Source organism: Rhizobiaceae bacterium (assembly GCA_023953835.1).
Classification (GTDB): domain Bacteria; phylum Pseudomonadota; class Alphaproteobacteria; order Rhizobiales; family Rhizobiaceae; genus Mesorhizobium_G.
This window is the reverse complement of sequence record JAMLJB010000001.1, coordinates 1,079,526-1,101,770: the sequence shown is the minus strand read 5'-3', so window position 1 is coordinate 1,101,770 and position 22,245 is coordinate 1,079,526. Positions and strand designations below refer to the sequence as shown.

The window sequence follows — 22,245 nt, the reverse complement described above, 5'->3', positions numbered from 1 at the left end:
TCAGCCGCCCACGGCCCGCAGGAGCGCTCGCGAAATGATATGGCGCTGGATTTCGCTGGTGCCTTCCCAGATCCGCTCGACGCGCGCGTCGCGCCAGATGCGCTCCAGCGGCAGGTCGTTCATCAATCCCATGCCGCCGTGAATCTGGATCGCTTCGTCGGCCACGAAGGCGAGCATCTCGGTGGCCTTGAGCTTGGCCATCGCCATGTCCTCGTCCGTCACGGTGTTCTGGTCGTATTTCCAGCCCGCCTCGAACACGAGCAGGTTGGCGGCCTTCATTTCCGTCGCCATGTCGGCCAGCTTGAAGGATACGCCTTGGAACTTGCCGATCTGCTGGCCGAACTGCCGCCGCTCGGCGGCATAGGCAACCGCATGTCCGAAAGCCCGCTCGGCGCGCCCAAGACAGGTCGCCGCCACCTGCAACCGCGTCGCGCCCAGCCATGTGTTTGCAACCTCGAAGCCCTTGTGCACCTCGCCCAGCACCTGGCTCGCGGGCACGCGGCAATCGTCGAACTCGAGCACGGAATTGGTGTATCCCCGATGCGAGACGTTCCGGTATCCGTCGCGAACGGTGAAGCCCTGCGTGCCCTTGTCCACGAAGAACGCGGTGATCTTCTTGCGCTTGCCGCGCGGCCCGTCCTCCTCGCCGCTCGCCATGAACACGATTGCGAAATCGGCCATGTCGGCATGGCTGATGAAATGCTTGGTGCCGTTCAGCACCCAGTCGTCACCGTCGCGGACGGCGCTCGCCTGCATGCTGCGCAGGTCGGACCCCGCATTGGGTTCGGTCATTGCAAGGCAGTCCGATTTTTCGCCACGAATGCAGGGAAAGAGATATGTTTCCCGCTGCTCCGCCGTGCCCGCCAGCAATATGTTGGAAGGCCGCGCCACGCAGTTCCAGTGCAGCGCGTAGCTGGCGCGCCCAAGCTCCTTTTCGTAAAGCAGCCATGTCACCGTATCGAGGCCCGCCCCACCGACATCGGCGGGCATGTTGGCCGCGTAGAGACCGGCGGCGATGGCTTTGGCCTTGATCTCCTCGATCAGCTCGCGGCGCAGGGTGCCGGTGCGCTCAACCTCCGCCTCATGCGGGTACAACTCGTTTTCCACGAATGCGCGCGTCGTATCGACAATGAGTTGCTGTTCTTCGCTCAATCCGAACTGCATGGGCTGCTCCCGCAAGACGCGCCATCATGCCAGCCTTGCGTTCACATGATTCACCAATTACGAAACGTGATTGATGAAAAACGAAATACGCAACGTGTTCAGGGAGGAGCGCGCGCCATTGTCGATCACCGTCCTGGTGCTCGCCAACGCCTCCATCATGTGCGTCGCCTCGACCATCGATCCGCTGAGGGCCGCAAACCGCATTGCAGGCGAAAGGCTGTTCGACTGGCGGATATTCTCGGTGGACGGCGAGGCGCCGCGCACCACGAGCGGCCTGCCGGTCATGGTCGACGGCGCGTTCCGGGCCGAGGCGTCCGATATGCTCATCGTCATCGGCGGCTTCGGCACGCGCGAAACCGTGTCGCGCCCGCTCTTGTCGGCGCTGCGCAAGGGCGCACGCATGGCGCGCAGCTTCGGTGGTGTGGAGGCCGGTTCATGGCTGCTGGCCCGGGCAGGGCTGCTCGACGGGCGTCAGGCCACCACCCACTGGGAGGATCTGGAGGATTTCGCGCAGGCCTTTCCGGCCATCAATGTGCGGCCCGACCGCTATGTGATCGACGGCCCCGCATTCACTGCCGGGGGCGCGTCGCCCATATTCGACCTGATGCTGCATCTGATCCGCAGCCGCCTCGGCATGGCGGTCGCGCTCGATGTCGCCAGCGTGTTCATCTACGATCAGGCGCATAACGCGGCGGACACGCAGCCTCTCGTCTCGCTGGGCCGTCTCGATGGCTTCGACCGGCGCGTCGCGCAGGCCATCGGGTTGATGGAGAGCCATCTGGACGAACCGCTCAGCACAACCGTGCTCGCCGCCCGAACCGGCGTGACGACCCGCACGCTGGAAACCATCTTCCGCAAGGCCATCGGCGAGACGCCGGGCGCCTACTACCAGCGCCTGCGCCTCAGCGCCGCGCGGCGACTCGTGATCGATACGCGCCTGCCCATGGCCGATGTCGCGGCGCGCACGGGGTTCGGTTCGACCGCCAGCTTTTCGCGCGCATTCTCCGCCGCATTTGGAAAGCCGCCCGGCCGTCTGAGGCGGGCCTGAAATCCGTCAACCAGATCAATGGATTAATTGAAATATCTTCTAACGCATTGCGTTTTAATGAGAAATATGCTTCTATTGAATGAATATTCAATAAGTTAGAGCTATGAAAATGGACCAGCACCTGCTCAATGTGGCAGTGCCGGACAATTGGGACCGGCGTGGCCTACCGGGCTGGAGCTATCACAGCCCTGCCTTTCTCGAGCTGGAGAAAGAGCACCTGTTCCGCAATCACTGGCAGATCGCCTGCCATGTCGCGGACGTACCCGAACCGGGCGACTATCTCACCTTCGACGCGGTGGGCGAGCGCGCGCTCGTCCTGCGCGGCAAAGACGGCGTGGTGCGCGCCTTTCACAATATCTGCCGCCATCGCGGATCGCGGGTCGTGGCCGACGAAAAGGGCCATTGCAGGAATGCGCTGGTCTGCCCGTTTCACGGATGGGTCTACAATCTGGATGGCACCTTGCGCGGCGCGGCGCGTCCGCGCAGCTTCCCCGACCTCGACAAGACCGAATTCGGCCTGATCCCGCTCGATCTGGAAATCTGGATGGGGTTCGTATTCATCCGCTTCCGGCGCGGTCCGCAACCGTCCGTGGCCGAACTGTTCAGGCCGATCGAAGGGGAAATCTCCCACTACAACATTGCCGACCTCGTGCCGGTCGCGGAGCCGTGGACGCAGACCACGCCGGTGAACTGGAAGTCGGTGCGTGATGTGGACAATGAGGGCTATCACGTCGCGATGGCGCATCCCGCCTTGCAGGACCTTTACGGCTCGACCTATTTCGACGAGCCGTTCGTCAACGGCGTGTCGCGTTCGTTTGCGACCTACAACCCGCATGCGGGGCGGCGCTGGAGCGTCAGGAACTATGTCAGCATCGCGCCGGAGCCGACCCATCTACCTGAGCACCTGCGCAAGGCATGGATCTATTACGGGCTGTTTCCGAACAATGTCATCACTCTGATGCCGGAGTCGGTGCAGTTCTATCAGGAATTCCCGCTCTCGACCGGCGAATCCGTGCTGCGCGGCTCGGTCTATCGCTTCCGCGACGAAAGCCGGGAGCAGGTTGCCGCGCGCTACCTCGCCATGCGCATCGACCGCGACACCATGGCAGAGGACGTGCAACTGTCAGTCTGGTCGAACGAGGCGATGCAATCGCAGGCCTTTGCGGGCTTCTTCCTCTCGGACCTCGAATATGGCGTGCGCACGCACCACGATCACCTGCGCAGGGAATTGCCGGTGCTGAACCTCGATGACGCCCCGCGCGAAAAGGACATGGCTCGGATCAATGAGGAGATGCGCGCGAGTTAGCTCGCGTGTGCCTCTACTTTCGTCAGCCAGTCCTTACCGATGCCGCGCTCCCGGATGATCGATAGCGGATCCTGATTGTCGAGCCGCGACGAGAGCCGGTAGACCTCCAGCGTCTCCGCATTCATCTCGCCGCGCCGGTAGAAATACATCGCCGCCGCATACCGCGCGCGGCCCGACCACGCCTCGCCGACCGGGGAGAGGACCAGCCACCAGTTTTCCGCTTCCTCGTCCGGTTCGCTCATCGTTCGCCCGGCGGGTTGGCGGTGCGGCGGTCGAGCTTGACGAAGGGGCGCGGCACCACTTTCGCGCGCTTCATCATCTTGTGGTACTGTAGCTCGCGCATCGCGTAGATTTCGACCCAGAGATCGTCCAGCACCGTGTCGCCATAGGGCCGCTCCAGGCTGGCGATTGCGATGTTGCGCTTGGCAGTCGGCGACCAGATGGCGGCGCTGACAAGGCCGACCTCCCGCTTGCCGCGATGATAGACGATGGCGTTCTCCGCCGGGATGTTCCCCTCGATCTCCAGCCCCACCAGAATGTGCTTCAACGTCTTGTTCCTCCGGGCGGAAAGAATGGCGTGCTGACCGTTGAAATGTCCCTTGGCCGGATCGACCATGAAGCCCAGCCCGATTTCGTCGGGCATGCGCAGGCGGTCGGCGCGGATCGCATGCTCGGCGGTCACGAAATCCGCATTGGCGACGATAAGCCCCGCTTCGATGCGCGCCCGGTTCAGCGCGGTGTAGCCGATCGGCCTGATGCCGTGCAGCCGCCCGCCCGCGATCAGGCGATCCCAAAGGCTGAGCGCATGCCTGGCCGAGACAAACAGTTCGCAGCCGAGATCTCCCGTGAACCCGGTGCGGGAGATCGTGACCGCCCCCTTTTCGTGCGCAAATTCGGCAATATCGAATATTTTCAGCTTCTCGACGCCTTCGAACCCGCAATCGCGCAGCACGGCGAAGGAGGTCGGCCCCTGCAAGGCGAGACCGGCCACATCCTGCGTTTCCTCGACGATGTTCACATCATAGCCGACGGCGCTGTCCAGCAGCCACGGCAGGTGCCGCTCCTGGCAGCAAAGCCGGAAGCGGTCCGGCGCGAAGCGGAACAGGGTGCCGTCATCGAGCACGTGGCCCTCGTCATCGCACCAGGCCGTGTAGTGCACACGGGCCGGTTTGAGCTTCGCCACGTCACGCAGCGTGACGCGGTTGAGAAAGGCTTCCGCATCCGGCCCCTCGATGCGGTACTTGACCATGGGGGAAATGTCGAACAGCGCCGCCTGGCTGCGGATCGCGAAATATTCCAGTTCGTCGTCCCACAAAGCGTGTGGCGCCTTGTAGCCCGCCCAGTCGTACCAATCCTGCTGCGCGGCCAGCGCCTCAAGGCGCGGCTGGAAGGGCGAGGGCAGACGCAGCGTGCGGAAATGCGCCTGTTCGGCCAGTATCCTGCGGGATTTCGTCGGGGCAACGGCAGTCATTGCTCAACCCTTTTTCGCCAGCACGCGCCGTGCTGCGTTCAGCCCCGGCACGCCGGATATGCCGCCGCCCGGATGCGAGCCGGACCCGGCGAGATAAAGCCCCTCGACCGGCGTGTCATATCCCGACCAGCCCGCGACCGGCCGCGACATCAGCATCTGGTCGGCCTGCAATTCGCCGTGGTGCCAGTGTCCGCCCGGCATGCGATAGCGCTGCTCGAAATCCGGCGGCACCAGAAGCTCGGCGTGGCGCACCAGCTTTCCGATGCCCGGCGCAACGCTTTCGAGCTGCGCCATCACGGCCTTGAGGAATTTCGCCTTGCCCTTCTGCCAGCCTTCCTTCAGCACATAGGGCGCGAACATGATGTTTGCCGAAAGCACGCAGCCCCCGGCAGGCGCGAGGGAAGGGTCGCTCAGGCTCGGCAGCACGATCTCCATGACGGGTTCGGGCGAGAAGCCACCATATTTCGACGGGTTGAACGCGCGCTCGACATGGTCAGTCGAAGGCGCAAGCACCAGCCTGCCGCGCAGATCGTCCTCCGCCACGCCCGTAAAAGCGGGGACTCCGTCAAGCGCCAGATGCAGCTTTGCGACCGAGCCCTTCATCCGGATGTTCCTGACCTTGCGCACAAAGCCCGTATCGAAGTTTCGTGGCCCGGTGAGTTGCATCAGCGCGGTTGCGGGGTTCGTCGCCGCCAGCACGACCGGCGCGGACAATTCCTCGCCATTGTCGAGCACGACGCCCGCAACCTTTCCCTCATGCACGCTGATTCGCGCAACGGGAGCGTTCATGCGCAACGCAACGCCCGCCTTGCCCGCCGCATGTGCCATCGCCGCGACCACTGCGCCCATGCCGCCGCGCGGCATGAGTTGCGCGCCGGTTTTTCCGGCGATTTCGCCCGTGAGCCGATAATAGAGGCCGAGCAGCGATGTCGGCGAACGCGGCCCAAGATGGCTGCCCAACACCGCGTCGAAGGCGAGCAGGCCCTTCAGCCGGTCGTCGGTCAGGCAATCGTCTGTCACGTCCGCGACGTTCATCAACAGCATGCGCAGGAAGTCGCGCATGTCCTCCTTGCCGAGACGCCGCAGCGACAGTCCGACCATGCCGAGCGCCGATGTCTCGCCGAACGACATGCCCGACAGGTCCGGCGGCCTGCGCGTCAGCATGGGCTTCAATATGCCCGCATAGCGAACCAGTTGCGCGCGCAGGTCCGACCATGCCTGCGCTTCGCTCGGTTGCGCGCCCAGGAGACCTTCGCCATAGGCGCCGGTCAGCACCAGCGGCTCGCCGCCGGGCGACAGCGCAACGCTTGGCATTTCGGATTGTGCGAGGCTCAGCCTGTTGGCTTCGAGAGCGAGTGCCTTGACCACTTCGGGGTGAAGCCGGTTCAGGATATGCGCGACCGATACGCGAAAGCCCGGATGAAACTCCTCGGTACGCGCCGGCCCGCCAGGCTCCGGGCCCGCCTCCACCAGCGCGACGTGCCGCCCGCTCTTGGCCAGCACCACGGCGGCCACCAGCCCGTTATGGCCGCCGCCCACGACGATGGCATCAAATGACGTCATGGGCCGCACTCATGTGATTTGCGCCGCGCTTCAGGTCGCGCAGGATTTCGACAGCGGCGTTGCGCCCCGGCGCACCCATCACCCCGCCGCCGGGATGGGTGGACGAGCCGCACATGTAAAGTCCGCCGACCGGCGAACGATATTGCGCATAGCCGGGGACGGGCCGGTTGAACAGCAACTGGTCGAATGTGAGTTCACCCTGGAAGATATTGCCTTCGGTCAGGCCGGTTTCCGCCTCGATTTCGCGCGGTGTGCGCACTTCCATGTGCACGATCCGCTCGCGGAAGCCGGGCGAATAATCCGCGATCTGCGAGATGACGCTTTCTGCGAACCCGTCGCGGTCCGCGTCGGTCCAATCGCGCCCCTCGACCTTCGGCGGGGCATATTGCACGAAGCAACTCATGAAATGCTTGCCGGGCGAGGCCATCGTCGGGTCGAGCGTCGTCGGTATCACCATGTCGATGAAGGGATCGGCGGACCAGCGCCCCGCCTTCCAGTCATCATAGGCGCGCTCCATGCGCTCCACCGAATCCGTGAAATGCAGGTCGCCCCGGTAGCAGGGCGAGTCATCCGGGAGGGCCGGAAAGACCGGCATCGAATCGAGCGCGATGTTGACCTTGCCCGAGGAGCCGCGAATCTTGAAATTCCTGACGCGGCGCAGGAAAATGTCGGGAAGCTCTTTCGGTTCGACCAGTTTCAGGAAGGTGCGCTTCACGTCGGCATTGGAAACGATCAGCCTGCCGCGCACCTCTTCGCCGCCCGAAAGCACCACTCCTTCGGCATGACCACCCTTCACCAGCACCTGCTCGACTTCCGCGCCCGTGCGGATCGTGCCGCCGGACGCTTCGAAGGAGGCAGCCAGCGCCTGCGTGACCGCGCCCATTCCGCCGCGTGCATAGCCCCATGCGCCGACCGATCCGTCGACCTCGCCCATATAATGGTGCAGCAGCACATAGGCCGTGCCCGGCGACATCGGGCCAAGAGCGGTTCCGATGATTCCCGACAGCGCGAAGTTCGCCTTGATGACATCCGTCTCGAAATATTCGTCGAGGAAATCGGAAATGGACATGGTCCAGAAGCGCAGGGTCAGCGCCATCTCCTCCGGCGTCATGCCGGCGAACTTGCGCCCCAGATAGATCAGCTCGCCGATGTCGCGCGGCCTGAAACTGGTCGGGTCCGGCGCGGTGCGCATCAGCAGCGGCTGGATGAAGCGGCATTGCCGCGTCACGTCCCGCGCATAGCGCTCGTAGGATTCGGCGTCGCGCGGCGAAAAGCGGGCGAATTCGCGCCTGTGCGCGTGGTGGTCGCGATAGTTGGCAAGATAGTCGCCATCCTGCGTGAAGACCGCGCCGCCCTCATACGGGATGACCTGCAGCCCGAAGCGCGGCAGTTCAAGGTCGCGCATGATCTCGGGCCGGAACAGCGAGCACACATAGGAGCAGTTCGAATAGGTGAAGCCTGGTGTCAGCGAGCGGCTGGTTGCCGCGCCGCCCACCCAGTCCTTCTGTTCCAGCACGACCACGTCCAGCCCTGCGCGCTGGAGATAGCACGCGTTCACAAGGCCGTTGTGGCCGCCGCCAATGACGATCACGTCAAAGCTTTTCATGGCAGGCGCATCTCCCATTGCCCGAAATCTGCCACGAGCAAAGCCTCGCTGTCCATAGCAATTGAATGTACGTTCAACAAATAGACTTGCGTTTCTTGCGGCACGGGTTAGGCTTGGGCCGTACATGCACCTGCATTGCGTCCCGCTCGCCCGGAGTCGTTTAATGGCACTTGACATTGCCGACACTCCCTCGTCTCAACTGCGCCAGCGGCGCATCCCGCGCATCGCGAGTGAGTCGGGCATGGACAGAATGACCAGGTCGTTATCCGGCAAAGGAACTTCGGGCGAGAAGGCCAGGCCGCGAACGGCGGCCAAGGATGTGCGTCGCCAGCAGCTCATCGAGGCCACCATCGACTCCCTTGCCCGGCGCGGCTATTCGGAAACCACGATGGCCGATGTCGCCGACGGGGCGGGCCTGTCGCGGGGCATCGTGAACTTCCATTTCGAAAGCAAGGAAAAGCTGCTCGTCGCGACCCTGCAATATATGTCGGACGAGTATGCGGCGCATTGGCGGACGAGCCTTGAGAAGGCCGGGGACATTCCCGCCGACCAGCTTCGCGCTCTCGTCGCGGCGGACTTCGACCGCGCCATTTGCACGAAGAGAAAGCTTGCGGCGTGGTGCGCCTTCTGGGGCGAGGCAAAGTCCCGCCCGACCTACCAGGCGCTGTGCGGTGCGCGCGACGAATCCTATCAAAGGATTTTCGCCGATCTGTGCCACGCGCTCAAGCGTGAGGCCGGCTATGATTTCGATGCGGACGCCATCGCCCTTGCGCTCTGCGCGACGCTGGAAGGGCTTTGGCTGCGGCTGATGATGGGAACTGCGGATCTGAACCGTCAGGGCGCGTTGGAAAGCGCGCTGGAATATCTGGCGGTTGCCTTTCCGAAGCATTTCGAACGACCAAAGGAAACGAAAGAAGAAAAACAGGGGAAATCGGAATGACGGGATTGTTGAGACGCACAGCGATTGGCCTGGCTGCCGCCGGGCTGTTTTCCTTTTCTCTGGCGGGAATTGTCGCCGCCGACGATGGCGAACTGACCATATTCGACTGGTCCGGCTACGAAGCTCCCGAATTTCACCCCGATTATGTTGCGAAGCATGGGGATTCTCCGACCTTCACCTTCTTCGGCGACGAGGAAGAAGCGTTCCAGAAGCTGCGCTCCGGCTTCAAGACCGATCTTGCCCACCCCTGTTCCCAGAGCGTTGCGAAATGGCGTGACGCCGGTCTGCTTGAGCCGCTCGACACGTCCAAAATCACCGCATGGGCGGACATGAACCCGCAGATCATGGGCATGAAGGACCTCGTCTCCACCGCCGACGGCAAGGCATGGTTCCTGCCGTGGGAATGGGGAAATTCACTGCTGACCTATAATTCCGAGAAGGTCGATCCGGCTGACATCGGGTCCCTGCGCTCGCTGGCCGATCCAAAATTCAAGGACCGCGTTTCCATTGGTGACAATGTAGACGATGCCTATGCGCTGGCCGCGCTGGCCATCGGTCTGAAGGACTGGACGCAGATGACTGACGAACAGTTCAAGGAAGCTTCAGATTTCCTGCGGGAGGTCCACAAGAATGTGCGCCTTTACTGGACCGATACGACCGAGATCGTTCAGGCGATGAGCGGCGGCGAGGTCGACCTCGCATGGGCGTGGAACGACGCCGCGGTGCAGTCCGCGCTTGCGGGTGCGCCGATCAAATCGACCCGTGACACAAAGGAAGGGCTTTCGACCTGGGTTTGCGGATATGTACGCATCAAGGACGGTCCCGGCAGTGTGGACAAGGCCTATGACTATCTCAACGCCATCAACACGCCCGAAGTGGCCACTTACCTGCTCACCGATTGGGGCTATGGCCACGCAAACGCCAAGGCGATGAGCGGGATCGACCCGGCGGTGGTTGCCGAGCAGGGCTATGCCGACGTCGACAAATTTCTCGACAAGACGCTGTTCCAGTCGCCCTTGCCGACTGAATTGCGCCAGAAGATGATCGAGGAATTCGAAAAGATCAAAGCTGGATACTGAGCGGCTAGTGCCGGTATTGCTGGATGCGCGTTGTCCGCAACCCGGCGAGGCCGAATTCGTCTATCGACGCCTGCCAGGAGAGGAATTCCTCCGTGGTGAGCTTGTAGCGCTGGCATGCCTCTTCGAGGCTGAGCAAGCCGCCCCGCACGGCAGCGACGACTTCGGCCTTGCGGCGAATCACCCAGCGACGGGTGTTGGACGGGGGCAGGTCCGCAATTGTAAGCGGGCTCCCATCCGGTCCAATGACATATTTGACACGCGGTCTAATCAGATCGGTCATGCTACTCTCGATACAAAACACAATTGAACCAATCGGATTCAAGCTAAACAAACAGCTTTAAAAATTGCCTAAGTGGTTGGTAATCAACTGATAAGCTTTGTAAAGGAACTGTTAGTACGTGTGGCGCCGGTGCGGCAGTTCCTTGGCCGACGAATTTTCACGCAATGTGACTGGCATCTGCGTCTAGTTGACGACCCCGACAGCTTGAGTTCGGTGCAACGCCTCGTTATGTCTCCGCAAAATTCTTGCTGGTCCTAAGTATGAAGCCGCGCATTGCTGTTCTGGGTTGTGGTTACTGGGGGTCGAACCACATTCGCACCCTTTCGTCCCTCGGGGCGCTTCACGCCGTTTCAGATGAGAACATGGCCCGCGCCGAGGGCTTTGCGAGCGATCAGGACGTCGAGGCAATCGACCCCGCCGAGCTTTTCACGCGCAGCGATGTCGATGCGATTGTCATGGCCCTGCCGCCGCAGTTTCACGCCGAAACCGCGATCAGGGCGGTGGAAAACGGCAAGGATGTGCTGGTCGAAAAGCCCATCGCGCTGACAGTGGCCGATGCGGAGCGCGCCGTGGCGGCGGCGCACGCCAACAAGCGCATCCTGATGGTCGGCCATGTGCTGCGCTTTCATCCGGCTTTCGAAAAGCTCAAGGCGTTGATCGATGCCGGAGAACTGGGCGAGGTGCGCTATATCCATTCGCACCGGCTGGGTCTTGGCAAGTTCCATACGGAAAACGATGCGTTGTGGGACCTCGCGCCGCACGATCTGTCAATGATTCTTGCGATCACCGGGCAGGCGCCAGTCGAAGTGCGCGGCGAAGGCGCGGCATTGCTCGACCATCTCAGCGATTTCGCGCATCTGCACATGCGCTTCCCCAACGGGTTGCGCAGCCACCTCTTCACCTCGCGGCTCAATCCTTACCGTGAGCGGCGGCTGACCGTGGTCGGCAACAAGGCCATGGCCGTGTTCGACGATGTCGAGCCATGGGAGCGCAAGCTTGCGGTCTATCGCCATGCGGTCTGGCAGGACAGCGGCCACTGGGCCTTCACACATAACGAGCCGTCCTACGTCCACGTCGAGCAGGGCATGCCGCTCACGCGCGAGCTTGAGCACTTCATCCACTGCATCCGCACGCGCGAAGCACCGCGCACCAGCGGCGAAGAAGCGGTGGATGTGCTGAAAATCCTGACGGCCGGAACCGTAAGTCACGACTGACGAGTAGGCGTTTACGCGTTAGCGCCCTGCAAAGAGGTCATGCGAAGGCGCGCCAGCATGGTCTCGGCTTCGTGGCTGCGTTCCGACCTCTCGATGAAGCCGCCGCCGAAAACGCGCGCCTCATTGCTGTCGTCGCTGTAGAGCACGCAGGCCTGGCCGGGCGCGACGCCTGCCTCGCCGGCCGAAAGATCGACCCACACCGCCCCGTTCGCATGATGCAGTTGCGCGGGGCGTGGAGGGCGGGTGGAGCGCACCTTCGCGTATAGTTCGATCCCTTCGGGCGGTATCCCGTCGATCGCGACGTCGCCCAGCCAGTTGACGTCTCGCAGGTAAATGCGATGCGTTTCCAGCGCCTCGCGAGGGCCGACGATCACCCGGGCGCGCTCGGCATCCAGATGCACGACATAGAGGGGCTCGCCGGAGGCGATGCCGAGGCCGCGCCGCTGGCCGATCGTATAGTGAAGGATGCCTTCATGGCGTCCGAGCGTGCGCCCGTCGATATGCACCACGTCGCCCGGGGTCGCCGCTGTCGGGCGCAGCTTGGCGATGATGTCGTAATACTTGCCCTGCGGCACGAAGCAGATGTCCTGGCTGTCGGGCTTCGCGGCGACCACGAGCCCCATCTCTTCCGCGATTGCCCGGACAGCGGGCTTCGGCATGCCGCCCAGCGGAAACCTCAGATAGTCGATCTGGTCCTGCGTCGTGGCAAACAGGAAATAGCTCTGGTCGCGGTCCGTATCGACCGGGCGATAGAGTGCGCGGTGCGCGCCATTGGCCTTGCTGCGGATATAGTGGCCCGTCGCAAGCGCATCCGCGCCGAGATCGCGCGCCGTCTGCAACAGGTCGGCGAACTTCACCGTCTGATTGCAGGAAACGCAGGGGATCGGGGTTTCTCCGGAGACATAGCTCTGCGCGAAAGGATCGATGACCGCCTCGCGGAAACGCGATTCATAGTTCAGCACATAATGCGGAATGCCGAGCGTTTCGGCCACGCGCTGCGCATCTGCGATGTCCTGCCCCGCGCAGCACGATCCGGTGCGGTGGACCGCAGCGCCGTGGTCGTACAATTGCAGGGTGACGCCGACGACATCATAGCCCTCGCGGTGCAGCAGTCCGGCGACAACGGATGAATCCACGCCGCCTGACATCGCAACCACGATGCGGGTGTCCTGCGGACGCCCTGGAAGATCGAGACTGTTCATGTGTTCACGTTCCGCTCGTCGGCGGTCTCTTCGCGCCGAAAGCAATATAGGTCAACCCCCGCGCGAACGCTACCTGCGCCCCACATTTCCCGGCGCGGCGGCGCTTGGGACTTACATCGCGTTGCGGATATCGTGGTCGCCGTCGCGCCCGCGGCCGTCGCGCGATTCCAGAAGCTCCGCCTTGGCGAGGTCGGCTTCTGCCTCGGCAAGTAGCGTTTCCGCCGTCTTGCGCTGGTCCATCAGGCCCATCTGGGATGTTTTTATATTGTCGCGGCGCAGCCGTGCCGCCTTGGCGAAGGTTGGATAGGCGAAATGGTTGACATCCGTGATGCCTGCCTTCTTCTCCTCTGCCACCACCTGCATCTCCAGCTCGGTGGCCATTCGGTCGAATTCGGCGATCATCTGATCGAGCTGTGCAAGCTGGCGCCGCTTTTCGTCGACTTGAAAGCGCTTCAGCCTGACCAGATTTTCACGAGAGGATTTCATCGTCATACTCCGAAAACACGCCGGCGCCGCCCTTTGGACAGCCGGGCCGCAATCGCCGTTCGGCCCGCGGAACTTTACAAACAAAATCTTTCACAATCGCTCGCCCGGTAACCATTCGTTTACAGGGATGGTTAATCCTATGGCAAAGCCCTTAAGGCACCGTAAAAATTTCGGTTACCATGTGGGGGCGAAGATGGGAGTCTTTGGAGTCGCTTACGCAGGGTTGTTCATGCTGTTGCGTCAAATTCTGAATCAATTTTAACCATCTATATCAATGAGATGGAACAATTTTCTGAATTGTGGTGCTGGCCGTTGCGTAAGTAATTAGGTTTTGTTAACCATTTCGTGGCAGCTTCGGCTTCGGCAATGGCTGCTCTCCCCCGGGGATGTGACAAACGGGGGGCTTGAGCGGAAGAAGGGGATCTAGATGCGCGTTCTGCTGATTGAAGATGACAGTGCAACCGCACAAAGCATCGAGTTGATGCTGAAATCCGAGAGTTTCAATGTCTATACCACCGACCTTGGTGAAGAAGGCGTCGATCTCGGCAAACTGTACGACTACGATATAATACTTCTCGACCTCAACCTGCCGGACATGTCCGGCTACGAGGTGCTGCGGACGCTCCGCCTCTCGAAAGTCAAGACGCCGATCCTGATCCTGTCGGGCATGGCCGGAATCGAGGACAAGGTTCGCGGGCTGGGTTTCGGCGCGGACGACTATATGACCAAGCCGTTTCACAAGGACGAGCTTGTGGCGCGCATCCACGCAATCGTCCGCCGCTCGAAGGGGCATGCGCAATCCGTCATCGCCACCGGCGACCTGATCGTCAATCTCGACGCCAAGACGGTCGAGGTCGGTGGCCAGCGCGTGCACCTGACCGGCAAGGAATATCAGATGCTGGAGCTGCTCTCGCTGCGCAAGGGCACCACGCTGACCAAGGAAATGTTCCTGAACCACCTCTATGGCGGCATGGACGAACCGGAACTCAAGATTATCGACGTCTTTATCTGCAAGCTGCGCAAGAAGCTCGATGCGGCTTCGGGCGGCCAGAACTATATCGAGACGGTCTGGGGCCGCGGCTATGTGCTGCGCGAGCCGGACGATCTGCGCGAAAGCGCCTGACCCGCAACTGGACAGAAAAAAAGCCGCTCTCGGGCGGCTTTTTTGTTTTGGATCGGACGAGCCGGCTCACTCGGCGGTCAGGACGACCTCTTCCGGGGTTGCGTGGATATTGATCGTCATGCCTGCCTCGCGCGCCAACAGCAGCGTGTAATAGGGCTGCACGGCATGGGCGTCGATCGGCTCCTCGGATTTCCCCGAAGAATGCAGTTCGAGGAAACGGGCGGGCACGCGAAGCATTGGCCCGCTCGAAGCGAGACGGAACTTCGGTTGCGTCTCAAGATTTTCCAGCGTCACCACGATCTTGCCGCCGCGCGGAATCGCGGCATTGGCGATGAGGATGAGATTGAGCAGCAGCTTGACCTTGTTCTTGGGCAGGAGCGCGCGCGCCCCGTTCCACACGAGTTCGGGCTTCTCGCCCTTCATGAAGGAATAGGCGACGGACTCGGCGTCGCCCGTGTCGATCAGCATTCCGGCCGACCCAGCCGCCCCGAACGCGATGCGGGCGAATTGCAGTCGGGCCGACGCGTTGCGCGCGCTCGCACGAATGAGGTTCATCGCGTCCTCGTCGGCGCCGCCCTCATCGAGTAGTTCCAATCCGTTGTTTATGGCGCCGACCGGCGAAATGATGTCGTGGCACACCCTGCTGCAAAGGAGCGCTGCGAGATCCGCTGCGGACAGGTTGAAAAGATCGGCCATAGGCTCATTCTTCCATGCTGGGACAGGCTTTTTACCGCGCGACCCGACGCGTCGTCCGAATCAGGCGTTAGTCAGTAATTCTGGTTACACAGCGTTCAGTCGCCGTTCAAGGAAGGCAGGGGAAGATAGGCGCTGCATCAAAGGGGTTTCACCTTTGATCAGGGTTAACAATTGGAAAAGATTTTCCGGTTAATTTTCATCCAATGGGCGCATTCGCCGGACAAGCTCGCCTTTCCCGTGCTGCCGTGCGCTTCTCGACGGAGATTGGACATATGGACCGCAACAAAGTGACTCGCCGTTCGGCGCTGATTCTTTCGGCCGCCGGTCTCGTGACGCTGGCAGCGCCTGCGCTTGCTGCGAACGAATATTCGATGCAGGAGATCGTGGATTCGGGCCACAGGTTCTTCGGCGCGACCTCCGGGGGGCTCGCCAGCGTCGTTGAAAAGGCCTTCGCTTCCTATGGCCTGCCGAACGGCTATGTGCTGGGCGAAGAAGGGTCCGGCGCATGGATCGGCGGGCTCACCTATGGCGAGGGCATGCTGTACACCAAGAATGCGGGCGACCACCGCCTCTATTGGCAGGGGCCGTCGATCGGGCTGGATTTCGGCGGTCAGGGATCGCGCACCATGATGCTGGTGTACAACATGACCGACACCAACAACCTCTACAACAGGTTTGGCGGCGTCGCGGGCTCGGCCTACGTCGTTGCCGGCGTCGGCTTCAACGTGATGAAGCATGGCGACGTGCTGCTCGTGCCGATCCGCACGGGCGTAGGCGCACGCCTTGGCGTCAATGTCGGCTATCTCAAGGTGACCGAACGCCCGACCTGGAACCCGTTCTGAGCAATCGGGCATTCCGAAAAGGATTGGATTCGCCCTTTTTCGATGGCACATACGGCCATTCCGGTATGGCATCCGGTTCGATGAGGCTTAGGTGATCCAGTCCGTCATTGTCTTCGTGCTCGGCTTCCTTTGCGCCACCTTTGTGGCGTTGCTGGCGCTGCCTGCCGTCTGGCAGAGGGCGGTGCGGCTGACCCGGCGTGGCATCGAGGCGTCGCTGCCGCTGACGCGCGAGGAAATGCTGGCGTCGCGCGACCAGCTTCGTGCGGAATATGCAATGGCGCTGCGGCGCGTGGAAATGCAGCTTGCGGACGCAAGAACGAAATCGTCGACGCAAACGGTGGACCTCGGGCGACAGCGCCGCAAGCTCGACCGGGTTGCCACCGAGCGCGATCAGTTGCGGGCGCGGATCGCGGAACTGGAAGAGTTGAAGAACACGTTTCAGGCCGAGATCAGGGCGCGCGACGACATTGTGAAGCAATTCGCCCACAAGGCCGAGGAGGTCGAAAACGCGCTCGCGGGCCGCATCGAGGAGCTGGGCCAACTTGGCCAGCTTTACGAGGAGGCGAAGCTGACTTCGACCGCGCGGCACGTGGAACTCCTTGCGAATGAAACGGAAATCGAGCGGCTGGGCCGGGAAATGGCAAAGCTGAGGCGCGAGCGCACACGCGCCGTGAAGAAGCTCGAAACCGTGGAACTGACTGATAAATCCGTGACGGACAGCATTGAATATGAGCGCAGGCGCGTACGCGAATTGCAGGAAAAGCTCGACAGGTCCGTTGCGGAGATCAGCGACCGGGATGACAAGATCACCCGCCGCGAGCGTGAAATCGCGCGCCTCAAGGCGCGCACGCGCGAATCCGTCTCGGACGATCTGAAGGTCGTCGAACTGCAAAAGGAAAACCTCCAGCTCGTTTCCGAACTGGAGGAGTTGCAGGGGCGGCTGGAAGGCAGCGAGGCAAGGCTGCGCGAAACCATGCACGATCTTGCGGCGCGCGTCGTCGTGCTGACCGCATCGCGTGAGGGTCAGCGCGAGCCGATCCTGCGGGCGCTGGACAAGCAGGCTCCCAAGTTTCCCGACCGCACGGTCGAGCCGCCGCCAAGCCTTGAGGACCGTATACGCCGTGTCAGCCGTGAGGCAGCGCGGTCCTCATAAGTCGGCGAAGCGGTGCAGCGCGATGGCGGTAGCCGCTGCGGCATTCAGGCTGTCGAAATCGCGGCTGATCGGAATGCGCACCGTCTGGACCCTTTGCAGGATCGATTGGGGCAGGCCCGGTCCCTCCGCCCCGACATAGAGCGCCACGCGCCCGCCATTTGCGACCGAGCCAATATCCGTGTCGCCGCCGGGGGAAAGCGCAAACTGTCGGAAGCGCTGCGCATCCAGCATGTCGCGCATCGCATCGAGGCTTTCGAAGCGCGCATAAGGCACCTTCAGCACCGCGCCGACCGAGACGCGCAGCGCCTTTCGATACAGCGGATCGCAGCAGGTCCCGTCGAGAAAGACCGCTCCGGCCCCGAATGCCGCGGCATTGCGGAAGATCGAGCCGATATTGTCGTGGTTGGATATGCCGACGCAGACCACCGCCATGGCCTGGTCCGGCAGGCCGCTTGCTAGCTCCTGCGCGCTTTCCAGCGGTCGGCGCCTGCCGATTGCCAGGATGCCGCGATGGACGTTGAACCCGGCGATCCGGTCCATCAGCGCAGCGTCGACGCAAAAGGCCGGCACGTCCGGGCGGGCGCGAAGCTGTTCTTCGACCAGCGGCACGCGACGGTCGAGCAAGAGGACGGATTCAGTCAGGAATCGATTCGATTGCAGGAGGATGCCAAGAACGACCTTGCCTTCGGCGACGAAGCGCTCCTCGCGCCCGACAAGATCACGCTCCCTGATGTCGCGATATGGAGCGATGCGCGGGTCGTCGGGGTCGTCTATTGGAATCAGCGTCATTCAGAAACAGATAAGCCGGCCACACAGGGCCGGTCCATCTGCATTGGAGGGTGTCCTGGCTACATTTCGCCGAATATGTCGTTCAGCGTGTTGTAGATCTTGCGCACTTCTTCAGAGTTGCAGGAATAATAGATCATCTGCCGGTCACGGCGCGTTTGCACCAGGTTCAATCCGCGAAGCTTGGCAAGATGCTGTGACAGTGCCGATTGACTTAGCGATACCTGCTCCGCGATTTCGTTGACTGACATTTCCTCGTCAAGAAGATGCCCTACGATTGCAAGCCTCTTCCGGTTGCCCAACGCTGTCAGCAGCTTTGCAGCATCACCGGTTACATCCGCTTTCTGTTTGTTAAGCATTCTAATCCGCCAATTAGCTTTGCAAGGGCCGTCCGCACAGCCCTGCCAATCCTAGTTCTCCGTCGGGATGTTACTCCTCACACATGCTAATACTATCACGCAACCGTCCAACGGCAATACGGAACCGTCGGCCCCCAGCATGCAACAATAGGAGTATTAGCAGTCAGTATCATTAGCAACCCCAATACGTGCGAGTTTCGCGAGGATTCCGCGAAGGTCACCGCAATTTTGCATAGGTTGCGGGTAGGGGAGCCGCTTGAAGCGCGTCTCGGATGCGAGATCGACGCCTTCGGCATCGATGCCGACCAGCCGCCAGCGCCCGTCTTTTGCCCCGGCAGCCCGCGCATAGCGCTCGACCGCGTCCACATGGTCGCTGTTCATGTGATCGAGCGCAGATTGCTCCAGATGATCGAGTTCCTCGTTCGGTCCGGCTGTCAGCAGGTCGCTGTCGGTCAGGCGATAGGCCTTTCCGAAGCCTCCATTGAGGCTGGCGCGTTCGATGGGCAGGGCGAAGAAATTGAAATCGCCGAGGTCGACATAGAGCTTCGCCTTGGGGTGGCGGTTCAGGTACCGGCGGCGCGCGGATTGGTAGGCCGGGCCGTCACGCTCGATGCGTTTGGCGCGGCAGGTCAGCGAAATGCGCGGATAGGCGAGCGGATCGCCCTTGCCGGGTTCGCCGAGCAGAAGTGAGCAGCGCGGATCGGCCAGCAGCGCCTGCGTGTGCTGCGAAAGCAGCGAAACGAGAATGATCGGCGTCCCGTCCAGCAGGGTGGCCACGCCCGCGCGGCTGACGAATGGCGAACCGTCGTCCTTGTCGAGCACGGCCAGTGCGCCAAACTGGGCCGTGCGCAGCAACTGCTTGCCGAGCGCAACCGCCTCGGCGTCTGTCGGGCGGATGACGTCCTTTTTCGCCTCGCTCATCTGGGCGCCATGCGGATCGCTCCATCAAGCCGGATGGTCTCGCCGTTGAGCATCTGATTTTCAACGATATGCAGCGCCAGCGCCGCATATTCCGCCGGTTCGCCAAGGCGCGGCGGGAAGGGCACGGCGGCGCCGAGCGAATCCTGCACCTCCTGCGGCATGCCCGCCATCATCGGGGTCTTGAAGATGCCGGGCGCAATGGTCGCGACCCGGATCCCAGATCGTGCGAGGTCGCGCGCGACCGGCAGGGTCATGCCCACGACGCCACCCTTGGACGCCGAATAGGCGGCCTGCCCGATCTGGCCATCATAGGCCGCGACCGAAGCCGTGTTGACGATCACGCCGCGCTCGCCGCCGTCCAGCGGGTCGAGCCGGGAGGCGCGGTCGGCGAAAAGGCGGATCATGTTGAAGGTGCCGATCAGGTTCACCTCGATGACCTTGCGAAAGGCGTCCAGCGGGTGCGGCCCGTCCTTGCCGACGGTTTTCACGCCGATGGCGATGCCGGCGCAATTGACGAGAATACGCGCCGTGCCGAGCTTTTCCGCGATCTGCGCAAAGGCTGATTCCGCGCTTGCCGCGTCGGAAACGTCGCATTTGACGGCGAGCCCGCCGATGCTGGCGGCAACCTGTTCGGCGCGTTCAAGCCCGAGATCGACAACGGCGACTTTCGCGCCCCTGGCGGCAAGCGCCCGCGCACTTGCTTCGCCGAGGCCGGAGCCACCACCTGTTACGATTGCGATTTGACCTTCCGCGTTCATGCGGCTCTCCCCCATTGGTTTGCCCTGTCTGTAAGACGCGCGGGCCTGCCATGCAACGGGAATGCCTGCGGTCAGGCGAGGTCGATGTGCTTCATCTGGCCGCGCAGCCCGGCAAGCGCGCCCGGCTCGATCTCATGGGCGAGGAAGCGGCGCGGATCGACGGGGCGGGGCATGATGATCTGCCCGGGCGGGATCATGGCAAAACCGAGCGGGCCGTAATAGGGCTCGTCGCCCACCAGCACGACGACCTTGTGGCCCTTGTCCGCAGCCGCCTTCTGCGCAATGGCGACCAGCTTGCGGCCAATGCCGAGGTTCTTGTGGGCCGGGCGCACTGCAAGTGGTCCGAGCAGCAGCGCGCGACCGGAACCGACCGCCACCGGCGTCAGCCGCACGGAGGCGACCACCTCGCCGTTGCGGATCGCCACGAACGACAGCGCGCGGTCATGCGGGCCGCCTTCGCGAATCTTGTAGGCCGCCTTGGTGAAGCGTCCGGGACCGAAGGCTTCTTCATTGATGGCTTCGATTTCGGCGTCGTGGGCCGGAGCTTCCGGCAGGTAGAGCACGTCCAGAGGGAGCATTGTGTCACTCGTCAGCAAGGGATTGGCCGCGCGTGGCGGCACGAAGGGCGATCGCTCAGGCGATGGCCGGTCGTCGTCGTTCGATCCTGATCTGCTTCGACACAATTTTCATGGGGCGAACCCGCTATCACCAAATTTGCCCGGCGTCCAGACGCAGTTGCGGCTCTACCAGAATGGCGATGCGGGATGGCCGCCGACAATCTCGCCGAGCCTGCGTCGGGTCGCGGGCGTGGTGTCGGCGGGAAGGGCGTCGAGCGGAAAGAAGCCAGCTTCTGCGATTTCCTTGTCGGGCCGCTTCGGCCCGGTCTGCCGGAACGCTTCGACCAGAAAGACCGCGATATGGTCGCGCGGGCTGGACTGCCGGTTGAAATGCAGGCTCGCCAGCACCGGCGGCGCCGTCAGCTCGATATTGCCTTCCTCGGCAAGTTCGCGCTCCAGCGACTGCTGGAACGTCTCCTGGCGCTCAACCCCGCCGCCCGGCAATTGCCAGCCGGGCACATAGGTGTGCCGGATCAGGAACACCGAGCCCGCATCGCGGTCGAGGACCAGTCCGCGCACCCCCAGGGTCATGGGCCGCCGCAACAGGAAATATGTGTGGAACAGCCGGGCGCGCAGCCGTGGCCAGCCCGTTTGACGGAAACGTGCTTCTTCATCCGCCATCAGCGCGATTCCCGGGGTGACAACGCCGCGAGCGCTGCCCTAAAAACAGACGATGTTCAGGCTCGCACATATTTCCGACGTTCACCTCGGCCCCCTGCCGGACATATCCTATCGCGAACTCGCTTCCAAGCGCATGGTCGGCTACGTGAACTGGCGCCGCAATCGCCGCCACTCCATGCATGACGGGATCGTCGCGTCCATCGTCGCGGACATCAAGGCGCATGAGCCGGACCACCTTGCCGTGACCGGCGATCTGGTCAACCTCGCGCTGGATGCGGAACTGGAGATTGCGCGCCTGTGGCTGGAAACGCTTGGCCGCCCGCACGATGTCTCGGTCGTGCCGGGCAATCACGACGCCTATGTGCCGGGGGCGTTCGGCAAGTGCTGCCGTGCGTGGCAGATGTGGATGACCGGCGACGATCAGGTCGCGCCGCCCGGTCGCGAGACGTTTCCCTATCTGCGCGTGCGCGACAATGTGGCCTTGATAGGCCTTACCTCGGCCCGCGCTTCGGCGCCTTTCATGGCGTCGGGCTATTTCAAGAGCGGTCAGGCGCGGCGGCTGCGCGCGGTGCTCGACGAGACCGCCAAGGCGGGCCTTTTTCGCATCGTCATGATCCATCATCCTCCGGTTCGGGCTGCTGTCGCGCAGCACAAGCGGCTTCTGGGTATTGGGCAATTCCAGCGCGTTGCGCGCGCGCATGGCGCGGAGCTTGTCATCCATGGCCATTCCCACCTGCCGTCGCTGTTTCACATCGAAGGGCCGTCCGGCCCGATCCCGGTGGTCGGCGTCGCAGCCGCAGGACAGGCGCCGGGTGGTTCAAAGCCCGCCGCACAATGGAACCTCTTTGAGATCGGCGGGCGGCCCGGCCACTGGTCGCTCAAGCTGACCCGGCGCGGCCTGACAAGCATTTCGCTGCCGCCGTCGGAAATGCAGGCGCTCGACCTGATGCACGCCCCGATTCCCGTCATTGAAAAGGCGACGGCGGACGATTGAACTAGCTTTGAAACGC

At 62.6% G+C, this 22,245-nt stretch carries 24 protein-coding genes; 9 read left to right on the top strand and 15 right to left on the bottom strand.

What is annotated here, in order from left to right; all coding sequences use genetic code 11:
- Complete coding sequence (locus tag M9924_05180; protein MCO5063793.1) at positions 1-1,164, bottom strand: acyl-CoA dehydrogenase family protein; 1,164 nt, start codon at positions 1,162-1,164, stop codon at positions 1-3.
- Between the two features lie 70 nt (positions 1,165-1,234).
- Here M9924_05180 and M9924_05175 point away from each other — a divergent pair, with 70 nt between their 5' ends.
- Both M9924_05175 and M9924_05170 read left to right on the top strand, forming a co-directional pair.
- Entirely contained in the window at positions 1,235-2,212 is a 978-nt protein-coding gene (locus M9924_05175; GenBank protein ID MCO5063792.1) for a GlxA family transcriptional regulator, read from the top strand.
- 109 nt (positions 2,213-2,321) lie between these two features.
- Positions 2,322-3,518, top strand: a complete 1,197-nt coding sequence (locus tag M9924_05170; GenBank protein MCO5063791.1) for an aromatic ring-hydroxylating dioxygenase subunit alpha — start codon at positions 2,322-2,324, stop codon at positions 3,516-3,518.
- Here M9924_05170 and M9924_05165 read toward each other — a convergent pair.
- Genes M9924_05165 through M9924_05150 form a run of 4 tightly spaced genes read right to left on the bottom strand, consistent with a single transcriptional unit; the run spans position 3,515 to position 8,158 of the window.
- Positions 3,515-3,760 (bottom strand): hypothetical protein, encoded by a 246-nt coding sequence (locus M9924_05165; GenBank protein MCO5063790.1) that lies wholly within the window; start codon positions 3,758-3,760, stop codon positions 3,515-3,517. The two genes, M9924_05170 and M9924_05165, sit on opposite strands and share 4 nt — an antisense overlap.
- Positions 3,757-4,989 (bottom strand): aminomethyltransferase family protein, encoded by a 1,233-nt coding sequence (locus M9924_05160; GenBank protein ID MCO5063789.1) that lies wholly within the window; start codon positions 4,987-4,989, stop codon positions 3,757-3,759. Before M9924_05160 ends, M9924_05165 begins: the two co-directional genes overlap by 4 nt.
- Positions 4,990-4,992: 3 nt before the next feature.
- Complete coding sequence (locus M9924_05155; GenBank protein ID MCO5063788.1) at positions 4,993-6,552, bottom strand: NAD(P)/FAD-dependent oxidoreductase; 1,560 nt, start codon at positions 6,550-6,552, stop codon at positions 4,993-4,995.
- Positions 6,539-8,158, bottom strand: coding sequence for an NAD(P)/FAD-dependent oxidoreductase (locus M9924_05150; GenBank protein MCO5063787.1), 1,620 nt, complete (start codon positions 8,156-8,158; stop codon positions 6,539-6,541). Before M9924_05150 ends, M9924_05155 begins: the two co-directional genes overlap by 14 nt.
- A 250-nt stretch (positions 8,159-8,408) precedes the next feature.
- Between M9924_05150 and betI the strand changes: the two genes are divergently transcribed.
- Together betI and M9924_05140 are read left to right on the top strand one after the other, a co-directional pair.
- On the top strand, positions 8,409-9,098 hold the full coding sequence (betI, locus tag M9924_05145) for a transcriptional regulator BetI (GenBank protein MCO5063786.1): 690 nt from the start codon (positions 8,409-8,411) through the stop codon (positions 9,096-9,098).
- Entirely contained in the window at positions 9,095-10,177 is a 1,083-nt protein-coding gene (locus M9924_05140) for an extracellular solute-binding protein (protein MCO5063785.1), read from the top strand. The genes betI and M9924_05140 overlap by 4 nt, the downstream gene beginning before the upstream one ends.
- 4 nt (positions 10,178-10,181) lie before the next feature.
- On the opposite strand, the gene M9924_05135 is transcribed toward M9924_05140, so the two are convergent.
- The gene (locus tag M9924_05135) at positions 10,182-10,457 is read right to left on the bottom strand and encodes a DUF1153 domain-containing protein (GenBank protein ID MCO5063784.1); all 276 of its coding nucleotides are present in this window, start codon (positions 10,455-10,457) and stop codon (positions 10,182-10,184) included.
- A gap of 260 nt (positions 10,458-10,717) precedes the next feature.
- Between M9924_05135 and M9924_05130 the strand changes: the two genes are divergently transcribed.
- The gene (locus tag M9924_05130) at positions 10,718-11,671 is read left to right on the top strand and encodes a Gfo/Idh/MocA family oxidoreductase (GenBank protein MCO5063783.1); all 954 of its coding nucleotides are present in this window, start codon (positions 10,718-10,720) and stop codon (positions 11,669-11,671) included.
- 11 nt (positions 11,672-11,682) lie between these two features.
- Here the strand turns inward: M9924_05130 and mnmA are convergent, their stop codons facing one another.
- The gene (gene mnmA, locus M9924_05125) at positions 11,683-12,873 is read right to left on the bottom strand and encodes a tRNA 2-thiouridine(34) synthase MnmA (protein MCO5063782.1); all 1,191 of its coding nucleotides are present in this window, start codon (positions 12,871-12,873) and stop codon (positions 11,683-11,685) included.
- A 111-nt stretch (positions 12,874-12,984) separates the two neighbouring features.
- Positions 12,985-13,359 carry a flagellar export protein FliJ gene (locus M9924_05120; GenBank protein MCO5063781.1) on the bottom strand — a complete coding sequence of 125 codons (375 nt, stop codon included), beginning with the start codon at positions 13,357-13,359 and terminating at the stop codon, positions 12,985-12,987.
- A 427-nt stretch (positions 13,360-13,786) separates the two neighbouring features.
- On the opposite strand from M9924_05120, the gene ctrA reads away from it, so the two are divergent.
- The gene (gene ctrA, locus M9924_05115) at positions 13,787-14,482 is read left to right on the top strand and encodes a cell cycle two-component system response regulator CtrA (protein MCO5063780.1); all 696 of its coding nucleotides are present in this window, start codon (positions 13,787-13,789) and stop codon (positions 14,480-14,482) included.
- 66 nt (positions 14,483-14,548) lie between these two features.
- Here ctrA and M9924_05110 read toward each other — a convergent pair whose 3' ends face one another.
- The gene (locus tag M9924_05110) at positions 14,549-15,178 is read right to left on the bottom strand and encodes a histidine phosphotransferase family protein (GenBank protein ID MCO5063779.1); all 630 of its coding nucleotides are present in this window, start codon (positions 15,176-15,178) and stop codon (positions 14,549-14,551) included.
- Between the two features lie 272 nt (positions 15,179-15,450).
- Here M9924_05110 and M9924_05105 point away from each other — a divergent pair, with 272 nt between their 5' ends.
- Together M9924_05105 and M9924_05100 are read left to right on the top strand one after the other, a co-directional pair.
- Positions 15,451-16,020 (top strand): EipA family protein, encoded by a 570-nt coding sequence (locus M9924_05105; protein MCO5063778.1) that lies wholly within the window; start codon positions 15,451-15,453, stop codon positions 16,018-16,020.
- A 91-nt stretch (positions 16,021-16,111) separates the two neighbouring features.
- Positions 16,112-17,173 carry a hypothetical protein gene (locus M9924_05100; GenBank protein MCO5063777.1) on the top strand — a complete coding sequence of 354 codons (1,062 nt, stop codon included), beginning with the start codon at positions 16,112-16,114 and terminating at the stop codon, positions 17,171-17,173.
- Here the strand turns inward: M9924_05100 and M9924_05095 are convergent.
- The 6 genes from M9924_05095 to M9924_05070 form a co-directional block, all read right to left on the bottom strand.
- Entirely contained in the window at positions 17,168-17,962 is a 795-nt protein-coding gene (locus tag M9924_05095; protein MCO5063776.1) for an RNA methyltransferase, read from the bottom strand. The genes M9924_05100 and M9924_05095 overlap by 6 nt on opposite strands.
- A 59-nt stretch (positions 17,963-18,021) precedes the next feature.
- Entirely contained in the window at positions 18,022-18,318 is a 297-nt protein-coding gene (locus tag M9924_05090) for a metalloregulator ArsR/SmtB family transcription factor (protein MCO5063775.1), read from the bottom strand.
- Between the two features lie 156 nt (positions 18,319-18,474).
- Positions 18,475-19,239: a HugZ family protein gene (locus tag M9924_05085; GenBank protein ID MCO5063774.1), complete on the bottom strand. Its 765-nt coding sequence runs from the start codon at positions 19,237-19,239 to the stop codon at positions 18,475-18,477.
- Positions 19,236-19,997, bottom strand: coding sequence for a 3-hydroxyacyl-CoA dehydrogenase (locus M9924_05080; protein ID MCO5063773.1), 762 nt, complete (start codon positions 19,995-19,997; stop codon positions 19,236-19,238). The genes M9924_05085 and M9924_05080 overlap by 4 nt, the downstream gene beginning before the upstream one ends.
- Positions 19,998-20,068: 71 nt before the next feature.
- A complete protein-coding gene (locus M9924_05075) occupies positions 20,069-20,575 on the bottom strand; it encodes an N-acetyltransferase (GenBank protein MCO5063772.1) in 507 nt (168 codons plus the stop codon).
- 165 nt (positions 20,576-20,740) lie between these two features.
- Complete coding sequence (locus M9924_05070) at positions 20,741-21,235, bottom strand: NUDIX domain-containing protein (protein MCO5063771.1); 495 nt, start codon at positions 21,233-21,235, stop codon at positions 20,741-20,743.
- Positions 21,236-21,287: 52 nt separating this feature from the next.
- On the opposite strand from M9924_05070, the gene M9924_05065 reads away from it, so the two are divergent.
- Positions 21,288-22,229 (top strand): metallophosphoesterase, encoded by a 942-nt coding sequence (locus M9924_05065; GenBank protein MCO5063770.1) that lies wholly within the window; start codon positions 21,288-21,290, stop codon positions 22,227-22,229.
- Positions 22,230-22,245 lie beyond the last annotated feature (16 nt).